At 67.2% G+C, this 19447-nt stretch carries 12 protein-coding genes and 1 tRNA gene; 9 read left to right on the plus strand and 4 right to left on the minus strand.

The genetic code is table 11. The features are described from left to right. Positions 1-77 precede the first annotated feature (77 nt). Genes ACIDOCELLA78_RS98360 through ACIDOCELLA78_RS98370 form a run of 3 tightly spaced genes read left to right on the plus strand, consistent with a single transcriptional unit; the run spans position 78 to position 2853 of the window. Positions 78-851 carry a TatD family hydrolase gene (locus ACIDOCELLA78_RS98360; RefSeq protein WP_201727605.1) on the plus strand — a complete coding sequence of 258 codons (774 nt, stop codon included), beginning with the start codon at positions 78-80 and terminating at the stop codon, positions 849-851. Then, positions 848-1651: an MBL fold metallo-hydrolase gene (locus tag ACIDOCELLA78_RS98365; RefSeq protein WP_201727606.1), complete on the plus strand. Its 804-nt coding sequence runs from the start codon at positions 848-850 to the stop codon at positions 1649-1651. The genes ACIDOCELLA78_RS98360 and ACIDOCELLA78_RS98365 overlap by 4 nt, the downstream gene beginning before the upstream one ends. Next, positions 1648-2853 (plus strand): aminopeptidase, encoded by a 1206-nt coding sequence (locus tag ACIDOCELLA78_RS98370; RefSeq protein ID WP_201727607.1) that lies wholly within the window; start codon positions 1648-1650, stop codon positions 2851-2853. Before ACIDOCELLA78_RS98365 ends, ACIDOCELLA78_RS98370 begins: the two co-directional genes overlap by 4 nt. Before the next feature lie 14 nt (positions 2854-2867). On the opposite strand, the gene ACIDOCELLA78_RS98375 is transcribed toward ACIDOCELLA78_RS98370, so the two are convergent. The 4 genes from ACIDOCELLA78_RS98375 to carA all read right to left on the minus strand — a co-directional run bounded on the left by ACIDOCELLA78_RS98375 (position 2868) and on the right by carA (position 9215). Continuing rightward, a complete protein-coding gene (locus tag ACIDOCELLA78_RS98375) occupies positions 2868-4064 on the minus strand; it encodes a threonine ammonia-lyase (RefSeq protein WP_201727608.1) in 1197 nt (398 codons plus the stop codon). 4 nt (positions 4065-4068) lie between these two features. Continuing rightward, complete coding sequence (gene greA / locus ACIDOCELLA78_RS98380) at positions 4069-4542, minus strand: transcription elongation factor GreA (protein ID WP_201727609.1); 474 nt, start codon at positions 4540-4542, stop codon at positions 4069-4071. An 81-nt stretch (positions 4543-4623) separates the two neighbouring features. Further along, the gene (carB, locus tag ACIDOCELLA78_RS98385) at positions 4624-7869 is read right to left on the minus strand and encodes a carbamoyl-phosphate synthase large subunit (protein WP_201727610.1); all 3246 of its coding nucleotides are present in this window, start codon (positions 7867-7869) and stop codon (positions 4624-4626) included. 2 nt (positions 7870-7871) lie between these two features. Next, on the minus strand, positions 7872-9215 hold the full coding sequence (gene carA / locus ACIDOCELLA78_RS98390) for a glutamine-hydrolyzing carbamoyl-phosphate synthase small subunit (protein WP_201727611.1): 1344 nt from the start codon (positions 9213-9215) through the stop codon (positions 7872-7874). Between the two features lie 136 nt (positions 9216-9351). On the opposite strand from carA, the gene mutS reads away from it, so the two are divergent. The 6 genes from mutS (at position 9352) to clpP (ending at position 19334) form a co-directional block, all read left to right on the plus strand. Continuing rightward, entirely contained in the window at positions 9352-12000 is a 2649-nt protein-coding gene (gene mutS / locus ACIDOCELLA78_RS98395; protein WP_201727612.1) for a DNA mismatch repair protein MutS, read from the plus strand. A 1-nt stretch (position 12001) separates the two neighbouring features. Further along, on the plus strand, positions 12002-14818 hold the full coding sequence (locus tag ACIDOCELLA78_RS98400) for a [protein-PII] uridylyltransferase (protein ID WP_201727613.1): 2817 nt from the start codon (positions 12002-12004) through the stop codon (positions 14816-14818). Positions 14819-15095: 277 nt separating this feature from the next. After that, entirely contained in the window at positions 15096-16958 is a 1863-nt protein-coding gene (locus ACIDOCELLA78_RS98405; protein WP_249674943.1) for an autotransporter domain-containing protein, read from the plus strand. 116 nt (positions 16959-17074) lie between these two features. Continuing rightward, a tRNA-Leu gene (locus tag ACIDOCELLA78_RS98410) sits at positions 17075-17156 on the plus strand. Positions 17157-17223: 67 nt separating this feature from the next. After that, positions 17224-18546 (plus strand): trigger factor, encoded by a 1323-nt coding sequence (gene tig / locus ACIDOCELLA78_RS98415; protein WP_201727615.1) that lies wholly within the window; start codon positions 17224-17226, stop codon positions 18544-18546. Positions 18547-18704: 158 nt separating this feature from the next. Continuing rightward, positions 18705-19334, plus strand: coding sequence for an ATP-dependent Clp endopeptidase proteolytic subunit ClpP (clpP, locus tag ACIDOCELLA78_RS98420; protein ID WP_201727616.1), 630 nt, complete (start codon positions 18705-18707; stop codon positions 19332-19334). The last annotated feature ends 113 nt before the right edge of the window (positions 19335-19447 follow it).

Consider the following 19447-nt stretch of genomic DNA (forward strand, 5'->3'; position numbering starts at 1 on the left):
CGCCCGCAGATGGACCGAGGCGCTTGCGCGGGTCAAGCGCGGTTCCGATCCGGCGCCGGCACCTTTATATAGGGCGAATGCTGATCGATTCTCATTGCCATCTCGACTACTTCACCGAGGCCGAGCGCCCCGCCGTCATTGCTCGCGCGCATGAGGCCGGGGTGGAACGCATGGTGACCATCGGCACCTCGCTGCGCCAGTCGGAAACCGCGATCGCCATCGCCGAGAGCGATCCCAGCGTGTTCGCCTGCATCGGTGTGCATCCGCACAATGCCGGCGGCGAGGCGGGCGTGCCCAGCCCGGAGACAATCGCCGAGATGACGCTGCATCCACGGGTGATCGGCATCGGCGAATCCGGGCTCGACTATTTCTACGACAAGGCGCCGCGCGCGGTTCAGGCGGAGAATTTCCGCGCCCATATCCGCGCGGCGCAAATGACCGGCCTGCCGCTCGCCATCCATGCCCGCGACGCGGATGACGACATCGCCACCATGCTGGAGGACGAGCACGCGAAGGCGCCTTTCGCCTTTCTGCTTCACTGCTTCTCGTCGGGCCGGAAGCTGGCCGAGCGGGCGCTGGCGATTGGCGGTTTCTTCTCTTTCTCCGGCATTCTCACCTTTCCGAAATCGGCCGAGCTGCGTGAGATCGCGCGCGATATTCCGCGCGAGCGGCTGCTGGTGGAAACCGACTCGCCCTATCTCGCCCCGGTGCCGTTCCGCGGCAAGCGCAACGAGCCGGCGCATACCGTCCACACCGCCAAGGTGCTGGCCGAGGTGAAGGGCATGGGGATGGCCGAACTCGCCGATCTCACCACCGCCAATTTCAACCACCTGTTCGCCAAGGCTTCATGAGGTTCACGCTCACGCTGCTCGGCACTGGCGGCTCGGCCGGGATACCGCAGATCGGCGGCCCGGACGGGGCTGGCGATTGGGGGCAATGCGACCCGGCGGAGCCGCGCAACCGCCGCACGCGCGCCAGCGTGGTGTTCACCGCCGAAGATGGGCAGCGAATCCTCGTCGATACCGCGCCGGAAATCCGCGTGCAGCTGACCGAACAGCGGATTGACCGGATCGACGCGGTGATCTTCACCCATTCGCATGCGGACCATATTGCCGGGCTCGACGACATCCGCATCCTCAACCGCCTCCGCGGCACTCCGATCGACGCCTATACCGACGAGCGCACCTGGGTGGAACTGCGCCAGCGGTTCGACTACGCGTTCCGCCCCTGGGAGCCGCCCGGCTTCTTCCGCCCGGTTTTGCAGACGCACACGATCCTCGCGGGTGAAACGCGGACCATCGCCGGCCTGCCGGTGCGCTTCATCCGCCAGGATCACGGGTTTATTCCCTCGCTCGGGCTGCGCGTCGGTACTGTCGCCTACTGTCCGGACGTGGTGCGCTTCACGCCCGACCAGTTCGCCCTGCTTGAGGGCGTGGACACCTGGATCGTGGATTGCTTTACAAAGCGAGGACCACATCCCACCCACGCCTATCTCGGTCAGGTGATCGACTGGGCGAAAGCGCTGCGGCCGCGCCGCACCATACTCACCCATATGGGACTCGACATGGATTACCGCACGCTGTGCGACACGCTGCCCGCCGGCTTCGAGCCCGCCTTTGACGGCATGATCATCGAGGGAGACGCGCCATGACGCATGAAGAGAAGCTCGACCGGCTGGCCGAGGTCGCCGTCCGGATCGGCGTCAATGTGCAGACGGGCCAGGAGCTGATCGTCAATGCGCCGATCGAGGCGCGCGACCTGGTCGACCGGATCGCGACCCATGCCTATCGCGCCGGCGCGGCGCTGGTGATTCCCTTCTTCGCCGACGATATGATCCAGCGCGCCCGGTTCCGCGAGGCGAGCGAGGACAGTTTCGATTTCGCCCCGGCCTGGCTGTACGAAGGGGTCGCCAAGTCGATCGGCGAGGGGGCGGCGATGCTGACCGTGGTCGGCACCGACCCGATGCTGCTCGCCGATTGCGACCCGGCGCGGATCGGCCGCGCTCAGCGCGCGATGGCGCGGGCGATGAAGCCGGTGCGCAGCCTGATCAGCAGTTTCGCCACCAATTGGTCGATCCTGTCCTTCGCCACGCCGGGCTGGGCGAAATCGGTCTTCCCCGACGATCCCGACCCGGTCGCGCGTCTGTGGGATGCCATTTTCGAGGTCAGCCGCATCAACGAGGCCGATCCGGTCGCCGCCTGGCACGCTCATGTCGCGACCTTGCGTGCGCGGTGCGACGTGCTGAACGCCCGCCGCTTCGCCGCGCTGCGCTTCAGTGGCCCCGGCACCGACCTGGAAGTCGGCCTCGCCGACGGGCATCTCTGGGCGGGCGGGTCCGCGACATCGAAGGATGGCACGGCCTGCATGCCGAACATGCCGACCGAGGAAGTCTTCACCATGCCGCATCGCGACCGGGTGAACGGCACGGTGCGGGCGAGCAAGCCGCTCGTGCATGGCGGTGCGCTGATCGAGGACATCGAGGTGCGGTTCGAGGCGGGAAGGATCGTCGAGGCGAAGGCGAAGCGGGGCGAGGACGTGTTCCGCGCCCTGATCGCGACCGACGAGGGGGCGAGCCGCCTCGGCGAGGTGGCGCTGGTGCCGGATGCTTCCCCGGTATCGCGTTCGGGGGTGATCTTCCGCAACACGCTGTTCGACGAGAACGCGGCCAGTCACATAGCGCTCGGCCAGGCGCTGGCGCTCAACATGGAGGGCGGGTGCGATGCCGGGCGCGGCGCCAACGAAAGCCTCATCCATGTCGACTGGATGATCGGCTCGGCGCTGATGGATGTCGATGGCTTGAACGCCGACGGCTCGGTCACGCCGGTGATGCGCGCCGGCGCGTTCGTGATCTGAGCGCCGGCCGGCGCTCAGAGCCGGCGGACGGTGTAGGCGGCTTCCAGCGCCTCGGTGATCGAGCGGCCATGGGCAGCGTCGCGCGCCTCGAACATCACTTCGAGATGCGCGGCCTGGACGGTCGGCGAGGCGAACTGGCGCTGGTGGACGACTTCGATGATGTTGCCGCCCTGATCGCCGATGCGGGCGGCGATGTCGGCCAGCACGCCGGGACGGTCGGGGATTTCCATCAGCACCTTCACGATCCGCCCATCGCGCATCAGGTTGCGCAGCAGCGTGTTGGCAAGGACGCGGGTGTCGATATTGCCGCCGCAGATCGGCAGGGCGAGCCGGCGGCCAGCGAAGCGCTGCGGGAAGGTGAGCACCGCGGCGAGGGCGGCGGCGCCGGCGCCTTCGGCGACGATCTTGCCGCTCTCGGCCAGCATCGCGATCGCCTGTTCGACCGCGGCTTCCGGCACGACCAGAACCTCAACTTTTTGTTCCTTCAGCAGCGCGAGCGGCAACTGGCCGATATCGCGCACGGCGATGCCCTCGGCGATGGTGGCGCCGCCAACCTTGATTTCCTGCCCCGCGAGCGCCTGGGCGAAGCCGGCATAGCTTTCGACCTCGACGCCGAGGATCTCGACCTCCGGCCGCAGCGCCCGCGTTGCCACGGCGCAGCCGGCGATGAACCCGCCGCCGCCGGTCGGGATCACCAGCGCGTCGAGGTCCGGCAGATCCTGGAGGATTTCGAGGGCGAGCGTGCCCTGGCCGGCGATCACGTCGGCGTCGTCATAGGGGTGGACGAAGACCAGCCCCTCGCGGGCGGCGAGTTCGTGGGCGTGGGCGGCGGCCTCGGCGAGGGTTTCGCCGTGCAGCACGACCTGCGCGCCCCAGGCCCGGGTGCGGGTGACCTTGGTGGTCGGGGTGAAGCGCGGCATCACGATGGTGGCGCGGATGCCGGCGAGCTGGGCGTGGCGCGCCACAGCCTGGGCGTGGTTGCCGGCCGACATCGCGATCACGCCGGATTTGCGCTCGGCCGCCGTCAGCAGGGCGATGCGGTTCGCGGCTCCCCGTTCCTTGAAGGCGCCGGTCGCCTGGAGGTTTTCAAGCTTGAGATGGATGTCGGCGCCGGTCGCGCGCGAAAGGGCATCCGCGCGCACCAGCGGGGTGCGCAGCACCGCGTCGGCGATCCGGCCGGCCGCCGCCTCGATATCGGCGAGGGTGACCAAGGCTTCAGCCGAACCGGACGGCGAGGATCTCGTAGCTGCGGTCGCCGCCGGGAGCCGGCACCGAGACGGTGTCTCCCGGCTTCTTGCCGATCAGCGATTTGGCCAGGGGCGAGGTCACGGAAATCCGCCCGGCCTTGATGTCCGCCTCGTGAACGCCGACGATCTGGTAGGTGACCTCCTTGTCGGACTCCTCGTCGACGAGTTCGACATGGGCGCCAAACTTGATCGTGTCGCCCGACAGGGTGGACGGATCGATCACCTCGGCGGCGGAGATGATCTCCTCGAGTTCGGCGATCCGCCCTTCGATGAAGGACTGGCGCTCGCGCGCGGAATGGTATTCCGCGTTTTCCGACAGGTCGCCGTGGCTGCGGGCCTCGGCAATCGCCCGAATGATCGCCGGCCGCTCCTCGGACTTGAGGTGGCGCAGCTCGGTTTCGAGATTCTGCAGTCCGGGCCCGGTCATCGGGAATTTTTGCACGGCAGTTCCTTCAGTCAGGTTAAGCCATCCGACAGGGGGATGAGCGAAAAATGCGCGGGCCAGGACAGCCCGGCACCACGGTCATCGAAACGATTGTGCAAAATACGACTGAAGTGGCGCAACTTCAAGGCTACCCGCCGCGAGGGCAGCGATGGCATGCGAGGCCGCCCGCGCGCCGGCGATGGTCGTGTAGTGCGGCACCCCATGGTTCAGCGCCTGGCGGCGGATGTCGAAACTGTCCGCCACGGTCTGCGCGCCGGAGGCGGTGTTGATGACGAGCTGCACCTCGCCGGAGCGGATCGCGTCGACGCAGTGCGGCCGTCCCTCCAGCACCTTGTTCACCGCCCGCGCGGCGATGCCGGCCTCGGAAAGATGCGCGGCGGTACCCCGCGTCGCCATGATCTCGAAGCCGAGATCGATGAAGCGGCGGGCAATCGCGAGGATCGCCGGCTTGTCGGAGTCCCGCACCGAGAGGAACACCGTGCCGGCCTGCGGCAGCTTCACCCCGGCGCCGAGCTGCGCCTTGGCGAAAGCGCGGGCGAAGCTGACATCGAGGCCCATTACCTCGCCGGTCGACTTCATCTCGGGGCCCAGCAGCACGTCGACGCCGGAGAAGCGGGCGAAGGGGAACACCGCTTCCTTCACCGCAACATGGCTGCGCATCACGCTGTCATCGAGCCCGAATGAGGCCAGCGCCTCGCCGGCCATCACCCGCGCGCCGATTTTTGCGACCGGCACGCCCGTCGCCTTGGCGACGAAGGGCACGGTGCGCGAGGCGCGCGGATTGACCTCCAGCACATAAACGTTCTCGCCCTGGATCGCGAACTGCACGTTCATCAGCCCGATCACGTTGAGCGCCTTCGCCATCGCCTCGGTCTCGGCGCGGAGTTCGGCGACGATGGCGGGGGAGAGCGAATAGGGCGGCAGCGAGCAGGCGGAGTCGCCGGAATGAATGCCGGCCTCCTCGATATGCTCCATCACGCCGGCGACATAGACGCTCTGGCCATCGGCGATGCAGTCGACATCGACCTCGATCGCGTCGTTCAGGTAGCGGTCGATCAGCACCGGGTTGGTGCCGGAGACCACCACCGCCTCGCGCATGTAGCGGCGCAGGCTGGCGATGTCGTAGACGATTTCCATCGCCCGGCCCCCCAGCACGTAGGAGGGGCGGATGACGACGGGGAAGCCGATCCGCTCGACGATCGCCTCCGCCTGCTCGGCCGAGCGGGCCAGCCCGTTTTCCGGCTGGCGCAGGCCGAGCGAGCGCAGCAGGTCGTGGAAGCGTTCGCGGTCCTCGGCGGCGTCGATCGCGTCGGCCGAGGTGCCGAGGATCGGGATACCGGCCTCGGCGAGGGCCTGGCTGAGCTTGAGCGGAGTCTGTCCGCCATATTGCACGATGCAGCCGAGCAGCGTGCCTCGCTCCTGTTCACGGCGGAGCAGGGAGAGCACGTCCTCGGCGAAGAGCGGCTCGAAATAGAGTCGGTCCGAGGTGTCGTAATCGGTCGAGACGGTCTCGGGATTGCAGTTGACCATGATGGTCTCGAACCCGGCCTCGCGCAGCGCATAGGCGGCGTGGACGCAGCAATAGTCGAACTCGATGCCCTGGCCGATCCGGTTCGGGCCGCCGCCGAGAATGACGACCTTGCGCCGCTCGCTTGGCTCCGCTTCGCAGACCGGCGCGCCGAAGCCGCCTTCATAGGTCGCGAACATGTACGACGTCGCCGAGGCGAACTCGCCGCCGGTGCTGTCGATGCGGCGATAGACCGGGGTGACGCCAAGGGCGAGGCGCGCCTTGCTCACATCCACCTCGCTCTGGCCGGTCAGGCCAGCGAGGCGGCGGTCGGAGAAGCCGAGCGCCTTGAGCGCGCGCATGCCGATCTCGTCGCCGGGTAGGCCTTCGGCGGCGACGCGGCGTTCGGCCTCGACGATGTCCTCCATCTGGCGGAGGAACCAGGGGTCGAACTTGCAGGCGGCATGGATTTCCTCGACCGTCAGCCCGGCGCGCAGCGCCTCGGCGGCGATCAGCAGCCGGTCCGGCCGCGGGGTGGAGAGCGCGGCGCGGAAGGCGTCCCGCGTGCCATCGCCCGGCTTCTCGACCGGATCGAGCCCGGCGAGGCCGGTTTCCAGGCTGCGCAGCCCCTTCTGCAACGCCTCGGGGAAGGAGCGGCCGATCGCCATCGCCTCGCCGACCGACTTCATCGAGGTCGTCAGCAGCGCCGGCGTGCCGGGGAATTTTTCGAAGGTGAAGCGGGGGATCTTGATGACGACATAGTCGATCGTCGGCTCGAAGCTCGCCGGGGTGACGCGGGTGATGTCGTTACGCAGCTCGTCGAGCGTGTAGCCGACGGCGAGCTTCGCCGCGATCTTGGCGATGGGAAAGCCGGTCGCTTTCGATGCCAGCGCCGAGGAGCGGGAGACGCGCGGGTTCATCTCGATGATGACCATGCGCCCGTCGGCCGGGTTGACGCCGAACTGGACGTTCGAGCCGCCGGTATCGACGCCGATCTTGCGCAGGCAGGCGATCGAGGCGTCGCGCATCAGCTGGTATTCGCGGTCGGTGAGCGTCAGCGCGGGAGCGACGGTGACGGAATCGCCGGTATGCACGCCCATCGGGTCAATATTCTCGATCGAGCAGACGATGATGCAGTTGTCCGCCTGGTCGCGGACCACCTCCATCTCGTATTCCTTCCAGCCGAGCACGCTCTCCTCGATCAGCACCTCGGTGGTCGGCGAGGCGTCGAGCCCGCCGGCGACGATTTCGATGAATTCCTCGCGGTTATAAGCGATGCCGCCGCCGGTGCCGCCGAGGGTGAAGGAGGGGCGGATCACCGCCGGCAGGCCGACGAGGTCGAGTGCGGCGCGGGCCTCCTCCATCGTGTGGGCGATGGCGCTGCGCGGACTTTCGATGCCGATCTCGGCCATCGCGTCGCGGAATTTCAGCCGGTCCTCGGCGCGGTCGATCACCTCGGCGCGGGCGCCGATCAGCTCGACGCTGTGCTTCTCCAGCGTGCCGGCCTTGGCGAGCGACATTGCGGTGTTCAGCGCCGTCTGCCCGCCCATGGTGGGCAGCACCGCATCCGGCCGTTCCTTGATGATGATCTTCTCGACCATCTCCGGCGTGATCGGCTCGATATAGGTGGCATCGGCCAGTTCGGGATCGGTCATGATCGTGGCCGGGTTGGAGTTCACCAGGATCACCCGGTAGCCCTCCTCGCGCAGCGCCTTGCAGGCCTGGGCGCCGGAATAGTCGAACTCGCAGGCCTGGCCGATGACGATGGGGCCGGCGCCGATGATCAGGATCGACTTTATGTCTGTACGTTTCGGCATGGTCAGCCCTCCATCTTCGCGACAAAGCGCCGGAACAGGTGATTGGCATCCGATGGGCCAGGGCTGGCCTCGGGGTGGTATTGCACGGAGAAGCAGTTCTTCGCCGGGCAGGCGATGCCCTCGTTCGATCCGTCGAACAGGGAGCGGTGCGTCACCGTCACGCCCTCGGGGAGGCTCGCTTCATCGACCGCGAAACCGTGGTTCTGGCTGGTGATCTCGACCTTGCCGGTGGCGAGTTCCTGCACCGGCTGGTTGGCGCCGCGATGGCCCCGGGCGAGCTTGTAGGTTGTCGCGCCGAGCGTGTGGGCGAGAAGCTGGTGGCCGAGGCAGATGCCGAACAACGGCTTGCCGGCGTCGAGCACGCCGCGGATCGCCGGCACGGCGTATTCAGCCGTTGCCGCCGGATCGCCGGGGCCGTTGGAGAGGAACACGCCATCCGGCTGATGGCGGAGAATATCCTCGGCCGAGGCGGTGGCGGGGACGACGATGACCCGGCAGCCGGCGCTTGCGAGATTGCGGAGGATGTTTCGTTTCGCGCCGTAATCCACGGCGACAACGGTGAATTTCGGCGTGTCCTGCCGGCCGAACCCGTGCGCGAGATCCCACAGCGTTTCGGTCCATTCGTAGCTCTGGGTGCAGGAAACCTCGCGCGCGAGGTCCATGCCCTCCAGTCCGGGCCAGGCGCGGGCCCGATCGATCAGGGCGGGAATATCGAAGCGGCCGTCCTCGGGATAGGCGATCAGCGCGTTGGGCGGGCCATCGTCACGAATGGTGCGGGTGATGGCGCGGGTGTCGACCCCGGCGATTCCGGGCAGGCCCATGCGGCGGCACCAGGCGGCCAGCCCTTCGGCGGCGCGCCAGTTGGAGGGCTGGGTGATGTCGCGGTTGATCACGAGGCCGCGGGCGAAGCTTGCGCTCGCCTCGATATCCTCGGGATTGGCGCCGACATTGCCGATATGAGGAAAGGTGAAGGTGATGATCTGCCCGGCAAAGGAGGGGTCGGTCAGGGTTTCCTGATAGCCGGTCATGCCGGTGGAGAAGCAGAGTTCCGCGGGCACGCCGGCGGAATGCGCGCCGAAGCCGCTTCCCCAGAACACGCGCCCGTCGCCCAATACCAGAGCCGCGGTTGCGCCGTCCGGTTTCGTGGTTTCGGATTCCATTGAAACGTCTCCTGAAAGATCGGCCAGGGACAGGCCGGTGGCGGCGATCACCGCCGGCCAGTGCCGTGCGGGAATCGCCCCGGCGCTGCGCCACTTCCGCACGGCCTCGGTCGAAACCTGGGTCAGCCGGGCCGCCGCATCGGCGCCGCCCAGCAGGTCGATGATTTCGTCTGTGGTTTTGGGCATGGACGCCTCATGCCGGATTTTTTCTCCAAATTCAACTTGATTTTCCCCGTCGGCGAGATGGACGGAAATTATTTCCGGCCATCGACATTTTGCCGTGCTCTTCCGCGCGGGCCATCTCCTCGGCTAGAGAGAGACCATGATCTCCGAGCGCGCCGCCGGCGCAACCCCCGCGATGGCGCAGTGGTTCCGGGCCAAGGCCGATTATCCGGACGCGCTGATCTTTTTCCGGATGGGTGATTTCTACGAGCTGTTCTTCGAGGACGCCGAGGCGGCCTCGGCGGCGCTCGACATCGCGCTGACCGCGCGCGGCACCCATCAGGGCGAGCCGATCGCGATGTGTGGCGTGCCGGTCTCCCAGCGCGACACCTATCTTACCCGTTTGATCCGGCGGGGATTCCGCGTCGCGGTTGCCGAGCAGGTCGAGGCGCCGGAGGCGGCGCGGGCGAGAGGCGGCAAGGCGCTGATCGAGCGCGCTGTGGTCCGGCTCATCACCCCCGGCACGATCACCGAAGAGGCGCTGCTCGATTCAGGCCGCGCCAGCCTGTTGCTCTCGCTGGTGCCCCGGGATGGGCGGGTCGGCGCCGCCTGGCTCGACGTCTCGACCGCGTCGTTCGAGACCGCCGATCTGGCGGGGAGCGAACTCGCTGCGCTGCTCGGTCGTTTGGACCCGGCGGAAATTCTTTCCGGAGCGGATGTCGAACTTGGCGCGCATGAAGGCCGGCGCACCGATGCTGGCCCGGCGCCGGCGGCGGAGCTGGCCCGGCGCGATCTCGCCCGGCTGTTCGACGTGGCCTCGCTCGACGCCTTCGGCGCCTTCACCGACCAGGAGGCGCAGGCGGCGGCGGTGGCGCTGCGCTATGTCGAGCGCAGCCAGGCCGGCACGCTGCCGCGCATCGCCCGGCCGGTACGTGCCGGCGAGACCGGGCTGCTGGCCATGGACGCGGCGACCCGCGCCAGCCTCGACCTGCTGCGCACGGCCGATGGCGGCGAAGCTGGCAGCCTGTTCGGCGCGGTGAGGCGCACTGTGACCGCTGCGGGGGCGCGGATGCTCGCCGGCTGGATCGCCGCGCCGCTCGATGCGATCGGCCCGCTGCGCGCCCGGCAGGCCGGCTGGCAGAGCCTGCTCGACGCGCCGGGCACGCTTGCGTTCCTGCGCGGATCGCTGCGCGGCGCGCCGGACCTCGCCCGCGCGCTCGCGCGGCTCGGCCTCGCGGGGCGGAAGGCGGGCAGGCTGTCGCCGCGCGATCTGGGCCAGGTGCGGGATTCGCTCGCCGCTGCGCGCGCCGTGGCCGAGGGACTGGCGCCAGCGGTCGCCGCCGATCCCGCGCACCCATTATCGGATGACGTCGCGAGGCTGGCAGCGGGGCCGGAGCTGGCACCGCTGCTGGAGGCCGCGCTGGTTGAAACACCGCCGGCGCGGATCGGCGACGCGCCGGCGATCCGCGCGGGGTTCGACGGTGAACTCGACGCCGAGCGCCGGCTGCGCGACGACACGCGGCAGGTGATCGCGGCGCTGCAGACCGAGCTTGCCTCGCGCTATGGCGTCGCCAGTCTCAAGGTGCGGCATCACAACCAGCTCGGCTATGTGCTGGAGGCGCCGGCGGCTTCGGTCGAGACGCTGCGGGCGTTTCCGGAGCTGATCCTGCGGCAGGGGCTGGCTTCGGCGGCGCGCTTCACCCATCCCGAATTGTCCGACCTCGACCGGCGGATCGCCGAGGCGCATGAACGGGCGGCGGCGCGGGAGGCGCTGGTGCTCGACCATCTGCTCGCCGCGGTGATGCGCGAGGAGGCGGCGCTGGCGGCATGCGCGGCGGCGCTGGCGCGGCTCGATGCGCTGCAATCGGCGGCGACGCTGGCCGAGAGCGGGCGCTGGTGCGCCCCGGAGCTTTCCGAGGATGCGGCGTTCGACATCGCCGCCGGGCGGCATCCGGTGGTGGAGGCGGCGCTGCCTGGCGGCACGCGCTTCATCGCTAATGATGCCAACCTCTCGCCCGACCGGCGGCTAATATTGCTGACCGGGCCGAACATGGCCGGCAAGTCCACCTTTCTGCGGCAGAACGCGCTGGTCATCGTCCTGGCCCAGGCGGGGCTGCCGGTGCCAGCGGAGCAGGCGCGGATCGGGCTGGTGGACCGGCTGTTCTCCCGCGTGGGCGCCGCCGACGACCTCGCCGCGGGGCGCTCGACCTTCATGGTCGAGATGATCGAGACGGCCTCGATCCTCAACCAGGCCGGGCCGCGCAGCTTCGTCATCATCGACGAGATCGGCCGCGGCACCGGCACGCGGGATGGGCTCGCGATCGCCCAGGCGGTGCTGGAGGCGCTGCACGGCTCCATCCGCTGCCGCAGCATCTTCGCCACCCATTTCCACGACCTGGTGCAGCTCGGCGCAGCGCTGCCGCGGTTGCGGCCCTGTACCATGCGGGTGAAGTCGTGGCGGGGCAGCGTCGTGTTCCTGCACGAAGTAATCGAGGGCGCGGCGGAGCGGAGCTGGGGCGTGCATGTCGCGAAACTCGCCGGGCTGCCGGAGCCGGTGATCCGCCGGGCCGAGGCGCTGCTGCGCGCTGCCGAGCGCGGTGGCGGCGAGGCCGGCGCGCTGCCGCTTTTTGCCGCGGTGGGCGAGGCGCCTGCGCCGCAAGCGGAATTGCCGGTGGCGGATGGCTGGCATGCGGCGCTCGCGGAGGCTGATCCTGACCAGCTTTCGCCGCGCGCGGCGCTGGAGCTGATCTATGCTTGGCGGCGAAAGTTCCTTGGCGACAGGGCGGATGGCGCGGTAGAAAAGGAATGACATGTCGAACTCCACCCAGCCGCCGCGCGACTTTCCGCCCGTCATGCAGGCGGCCATGATCCCGCCACCACCGCAGGAGGTGGTCATCGGCCGCCCCGATATCGGTGCCGAACTCGCGCGTGCGCTGCCGCGTGGCAACCCGCCATCGCGGGATGACGCGCTCGGCATCGTTCGCCGTCAGCTTGCCCGCCTGCAAACCCATGTACAGACCCGCTTCGAGCGGGGCGACATGTCCGGCCTTGCGGCGGCTCGTCTGCTTTCAGGGCTGATGGACGAGCTGCTTGCCGCTCTGATCGGCTACGCGGTCGATCTGCTGCCGGTCGAGGAAGGGGATCGCCTCGCGGTTGCCGCGACCGGCGGGTACGGCCGCGCCACGCTTGCGCCGTTCAGCGATATCGATCTGCTGTTCCTGACCGATAGCGAACCCTCCGCGCGGGTGCTCCGTGCGGTGGAATTCATCCTGTATTTCATGTGGGATCTCGGGCTGAAAGTCGGGCACGCGACGCGCTCGACAGCCGATTGCCTGACCGAGGCGCAGGGTGACAGCACGATACGCACGTCGCTGCTCGATGCCCGCTGCATCGCGGGCGACCGGCCGCTGTTCGCGCATTTCCAGCAGGCCTTTCGTCACGATTGCGCCGCCGGCAGCCCGGCAGGCTACATCGCCGCGAAACAGGCCGAACGCGCCGCCCGCCACAAGCGGTTCGGCGACACGCCCTTCATGGTCGAGCCGAACATAAAGGAGGGCAAAGGCGGGCTGCGGGATCTGCAAACGCTCTACTGGCTTGCCCGCTACGTGTTCGGCACATTCGCCATGACCGAACTGGTCGGCGCTGGCGCGCCTGGCGGAGGCATTCTCAGCGCCACGGAGGCACGCGCCTGCAAGCGGGCCTGGGACTATCTCTGGACCGTACGCTTTCACCTGCACTATGTCGCCGGCCGCGCCGAGGAGCGGCTGACCTTCGACTTGCAGCCGGTGATTGGCGCGCGCATGGGCTATACGCGGCACGGGCGGCAGGATGGCGTCGAACGGTTCATGCGGCACTATTTCCTGGTGGTTCGCGAGGTGGCGCGGGTGACCGGCGTGCTGGAGCCCGCCGTGGTGCGCGCAGCGCTCGGGCCGCCCGCGATCGCGCCGGCAACCGATGCAGCACTGCTCGATGCCGGCTTCGTGTTGGCGGACGGCAAGGTCCTGTTTGTCACCGGCCGCGAACCGCTGGCCGAACCCATCCAGCTGCTGCGTATCCTGCAGGTCGCGCGCGATCGGGGGCTGAAACTGCATCCGCTCGCCCTTCGGGCGATGATCCGTGGCGCGCGTCGCACCGCGGAATTGCGCACCGACCCGCGCGCCGCGGCACTGTTTCTCGATCTTCTCTGCGGCGATGGCGAGGCCCGGCAGGATGGCGCCCAGTGGCTTGCCATTCTCAACGAAACTGGCGCGCTCGGGCGCTATCTGCCCGACTGGCGGCGGATCGTCGGGCAGATGCAGTTCGATTCCTACCATGTCTATACGGTCGACATGCATACGATCCACGCGATCGGGGTGCTGAATGCGATCGAGCGCGGCGAACTTTCAGAGATCGTGCCGGTGGCGAGCGGGCTGGCGCATCACGTGCAGTCGCGCCGGGCGCTCTATGTCGCGCTGTTGCTGCATGACATCGCGAAGGGCAGGGGGGGCGATCATTCCGAGATCGGCGCCGAGCTGGCGCTGACCATCGGCCCGGCGCTCGGGCTCGATCCAGAGGAAACCGAAATGGTCTCCTGGCTCGTGCTGCACCACCTGTTGCTGAGCCAGACAGCGTTTTCCCGCGACATCGATGATCCGAAGACGATCCTCGACCTCGCCGATGTGGTGCAGTCGCCCGAGCGGCTGAGATTGTTGCTGATCCTGACGGTGTCGGACATCCGCGCCGTCTCTCCCAAGGTCTGGAACGGCTGGAAGGCCACCTTGCTGCGCGAGATCTATGCTCGCGTTGCCGAGGTGCTCGAGGGGGGGCTGGCGACGACCGAGCGCGACGCCCGTGTGTCCCGGGTCAAGCAGATGGTGGCCGAACTGCTCTCCGACTGGCCGGATTCCGAGCGCGATGATTTTCTCAACATGGGGTATCCCGGCTACTGGCTTGGCTTCGATCCCGAGAGCATCGCGCGGCACGGCCGAATGATCCGCGATGCGCGGCACAGGGACGCGCCGTTGACCGTCGCCGCGGAACCGCTGCCGGCGCGCTCGGTCACCGAAGTCGTGGTCTATACCGCTGACCATGCGGGGTTGTTCAGCCGTATCGCCGGGGCACTCGCGGTCGCCGGGGCGACGATCGTTGATGCGCGCATCCACACATTGACTGACGGCATGGCGCTCGACACGTTCTGGATCCAGGATGCCGGGGGCGGATCGCTGGAATCGCCGCATCGGCTGGCCAAGATTTCAGCCGTGATCGAGCAGGTGATGTCTGGCCGGCTGCGCCTCGCCACCGAGATCGAGAAGGCAACGAACAGCGTTGTCGGCGGCCGGATGCGTGCGATTCACGTGCCGCCGCGCGTCGTCGTCGACAACAGCGCGTCGAATCGGCACACCGTCATCGAGGTGAACGGCCGCGACCGGCCGGGCCTGTTGCACGATGTCACCGCTGCGATCACCTCGCAGGGCCTGCAGATCGCCTCGGCGCATATCACCACCTATGGAGTCCGCGCGGTCGACGTGTTCTACGTGAAGGACGTGTTCGGTCTGAAAGTGCAGAACGAGCGCAAGCTCGCACAATTGCGCGGCGTACTCATCGAGGCGCTGGCCGGCCGCCCCTACGAGGTCACCGCAGCGTCTTGAGCGGCTGAACTCCAGCTTGATCAGCCCCGGCGCTACCGGGCAGGCAAAATTCTAGTGCGCGAAATTTTTATTTGACCAGGAAATTTCGACTGCGACATAATTGCTCCGTAATGGGAAATATCCTGTCCATATCGGCTTAAAGCAGCCAAATTCGGGATGAACAAAGGGGAGCGAGATGACCTTCAAGATATCCTTTCGAAGACTGGCGATGGGCGCAATCGTGGCCGCATTCGCGGGGTCGGCGCCGGTAAGAGCGCAGGCGCCAGGAAGCCTTTACGTGTTTGGCGACAGTCTGAGCGACAATGGCAATATTCCGCGGTTGACCGGCGTTCCCTATCCACCACCGCCCTATGTCGGCTTCCGATTCTCTAACGGGCCGGTCTGGGCGGAATACCTTCCGGGGCTCACCGGGCTGAACTTCAAGCCCTCGAATGATTATGCGGTAGGCGGCGCTTTTGCCGGACCACTGGTGGCCAATGGCGTGACCTATAACAATCTCGCCAATTTTCCGACCACATTGCTGCCCGGCCTACCCAACGAATTGCAGGAAATCCAGGGTTTCGCCGCATCGGGTGGGCATTTTTCCCCCGCCGACGTGGTTGGGATCTGGATTGGTGGGAACAATTATTTCGCAACGGAGGCGCTGGTCGGCGCGGATCCGGCGCTTGCGCAGCAGATCGTCAGCCAGAACGTGACGACCGTGCTCGCCCAGACCGGACAGGCGATCCGGCAGGTGGCCGCGCTGGGGGCGCGGCAGATCGTGCTGCAAAATCTGGTGCCCTTTGGCAATGTGCCGACGGTGAATGGCACGCCGCAACTGGTGGCGCTCGGCGACGAGATCATCGCCGCGCATAATGCCGGGCTTACGACCCTGGCCGCGCAGATGCACGCCTCGCTCGGGATCAATATCCTGCTGATCAACCAGCAGCAGATCTTCTCCGAGATCAGCGCCGATCCGGCAGCCTATGGCTTCACCAACGTGACCGGCGCCTGCTTCGCCTCGGCCAGTTCCGCCTGCGCCTATGCGCCGGCCTCGGTGCAGAACCAGTATCTCTGGTGGAATGTGCACCCGACCACGCATGGGCACCAGGTGATCGCCGAATATGTCGCGAGCGCACTGAACGGGTTCCAGTCACTGTCGGTGCCGGCGCGGCTGCTCGATGCCGGTGCGGCGGCCTTCGCGCGGACGATCAACTCCAGGATGGATTCGCTGCGGCAGGGAGCCGGGGGGCTGACGGTCGCTCTCGCCGGCGCCCCGATATTGGCCGATGCCGCGGCGGGCGATACTGGGCCGATGGAACTGCCGGGCAACGGGCATGCCCTCTCGGTGTTTGTTGCCGGCGGCTATGGATTTGGAGCGCGCGCGGCGGCGCCGGGTAGCCTCGGCTTTCATGACCAGATCGGCACGGTGACCGCCGGCGCGGATTACCGCCTCACTTCCCATCTCGCCGCGGGCCTCGCCTTCGGCTATGCGCGCGAACACGCAACGGTGAACGAGGGCGAGCGGCTGGATGCCGATGCCTACCAGTTTGCCGCTTATCTCGCCGCGCAAAGCCGCCATCTCTATCTCGACGCGCAACTTGATTACGGTATCGACCGGTTCGGCCGAATCAGCCGGCCAGGCGTGCTGGCGCCGATTACCGCGTCGCCAAGCGGCCACACGCTCGGCGCCACGGTGCGGACCGGCTACATGATTCGACGGGGCGTCGTGGCGTTCGGACCGACAGTGGGACTCGATGCGACCGAAGCGCATGTCGACCCGTATACCGAGCGCGGCGATCCGGCCCTGACCATGGCGGTGGGCGGTCAGGATTTCGGGCGTGTGCTGTTCGATGCCGGACTTGCGGCTTCGATGTGGGGGAGGCTGGGCGGCGTTGCGATTCGCCCGCATGGTTCGATCGGCATGCAGGCCTCGATCGCCGGCGCGCCGGGGCAGTTCGCCAGCGTTTTCACCGACGAGCCGCTGGTCGGTCTGACCACGACCTATCCGCAGCTCTCGACCATGTGGGGCGTGGCTGATGCCGGCATTACCGCGCGCCTCGCCGGCCGACTTTCGGCAACGGTCGATCTTGCGACAACCTTTGCGCGGCGCGCCGGCGAGCAACGGATGGCCAGCGCCGGGCTGAGCTTGCGATTCTGACACCGTGCGCTCAGCCAGTTTGCCGTTCTCGCTTGTCGCGGACGGCAAAGCGCGCTAGTCCGCGCCGATCGGCCATGCGCGGAATTGAACGCGTCTGGCCTGCTGGTCCGGTTCGGGCGGGCGTGGTGGAACTGGTAGACACGCCAGATTTAGGTTCTGGTGGCGCGAGCCATGGGGGTTCAAGTCCCTCCGCCCGCAGACAGGGTCGATCTGCCGTGCCCGCACGGCACGTGGGAAATGGCGTAACGTAAGGATTGGTTTGGACATGCAGGTTACCGAAACCCTCACCGAGGGGCTGAAACGCGGCTTTACCGTCGTCGTGCCGGGCAGCGATCTCAGCGAGAAGCGCGAGAAGCGCCTCGCCGAGCTGTCGAAGACGATGCAGATGCCGGGCTTCCGCCCGGGCAAGGTGCCGCTGTCGATGGTGCGCAAGCGCTTTGGCGACGCGGTGGCCGCCGAGGTGATGGAAGCTTCGGTGAACGAGGCGACCGAGCGGATGATCAACGACCGCAGCCTGCGCCCGGCGGTGCAGCCGAAGGTCGAGGTGGTTCGTGCCGACGCGGATTCCGATCTGGAATTCACCGTCGAGCTCGAAGTGCTGCCGGAGGTGGCGATTCCGGACCTGAAGGCGATAAGCCTGACCAGGCCGAAGGCGCCGGTGACCGAGGCGGAGATCGACGAGGCGATTGCGCGCTTCGCCGAGCAACGCGCCGAGGCCGAAATCGTCACGGAAGACCGCCCTGCGGCAACCGGCGATATTCTCACCGTTGATTTCCTCGGCAAGCGCGATGGCGTGCCCTTCGAGGGCGGCGCCGGCACCGACACCGATATCGAACTGGGCGGCTCGGGCTTCATTCCGGGCTTCGCCGAGCAGATGGAGGGCATGAAGGCCGGTGAGACGAAGGTGATTACCGTGACCTTCCCCGAGCAGTATCATGCCGCCGAACTGGCCGGGCAGGAAGCGACGTTCGACATCACCGCAAAGGCGCTCAAGCGCCGTGTGGCGCCGGTGATCGACGACGCGTTCGCCGAGGCCAACGGCTTCGAGACCCTTGCCGAGTTCCGCAAGTTCTTTGCCGACCGGCTTGAACAGTCCCGCGCCGGCGCCTCGCGGTTGAAGGTCAAGCGCGCGCTGCTCGACATGCTGGCCGAGCAGGCCGATTTCCCGTCGCCGGCATCGCTGGTCGATGCCGAGTTCGGCGAGATTTGGCGTCAAGTCGAGGCCGAGAAGCAGGCCGGGCGGCTCGATGAGGAAGATGCCGCAAAGGACGAGGAGACGCTGCGCGCCGATTATCGCGCCATCGCGGAACGCCGTGTGCGTCTTGGCCTGCTGGTGGCCGAGATCGGCCGGACCAACAATGTGCAGATCACCGAGCAGGACATGCGGCGCGCGATGATGGCCGAGATGCAGCGCTTCCCCGGCCAGGAAAAGATGATCATGGAGTTCTACCAGAAGAACCCCGGTGCGCTCGACCGGCTGCGCGGTCCGATCTTTGAGGACAAGGTGGTGGACTACGCGCTCGAGCTTGCCACGGTCACGGATGAAGAGGTTACAGTCGAGGCATTGTTCGCCGACTCCGACGACTGAGCTTCTTTTTTTTCCGGGGGTGGACGGAACCCTGTTCCCGGCTCATCTTAGAAGCCTGAGGGGGCGGCGCCGGCCGTGATACGGCGGCCGTCGCCCCCGGCAGGACAGGATTTCATGCGGGTGCGGTGCGTCCGGCCCTGACTTGGAGACAGATGCCGATGGATCGCGACCCCACCGAGATCTACATGAACAGCCTTGTGCCCATGGTGGTCGAGCAGACCGCGCGAGGCGAGCGCGCTTATGATATCTATTCGCGGCTGCTGAAGGAGCGGATCATTTTTCTGACCGGCCCGGTCTATGATCAGGTTGGTTCGTTGATCGCCGCACAGCTGCTGTTCCTGGAAAGCGAAAATCCCTCGAAGGAAATTTCCTTCTATATCAACAGTCCAGGCGGCGTTGTTTCAGCTGGGCTCGCAATCTATGACACGATGCAATACATCAAGTCGCCGGTGACGACGGTTTGTATCGGACAGGCCGCCTCGATGGGAAGTCTGCTTCTGACCGCCGGTGAAAAGGGGAAGCGCTTCGCGCTGCCGAATTCGCGGGTCATGGTCCACCAGCCTTCCGGCGGTGCGCAGGGTCAGGCGGCCGATATCGAGATCCAGGCGCGCGAAATTCTCACATTGCGCCGGCGCCTCAACGACATCTACGTCACGCATACCGGGCAGACGCTCGAGGCGATCGAGCAGGCACTTGAACGAGACAGGTTCATGTCCGCCGACGAGGCAAAGGCGTTCGGCCTGATCGACGAGGTTGTGACGAAGCAGCCGGCCAAGGACACGAAATAAAGGCATAACTGCATCACCCGACGGCCAGCCGTGGTGGCACAGCATCGCAATGCTTGTGCCGGCGGGACTTGAGGTCTACTCTTGGTCCCTTGATTGATGCGCCGGCCTTCTTG

The sequence above is a fragment of the Acidocella sp. C78 genome (assembly GCF_907164655.1).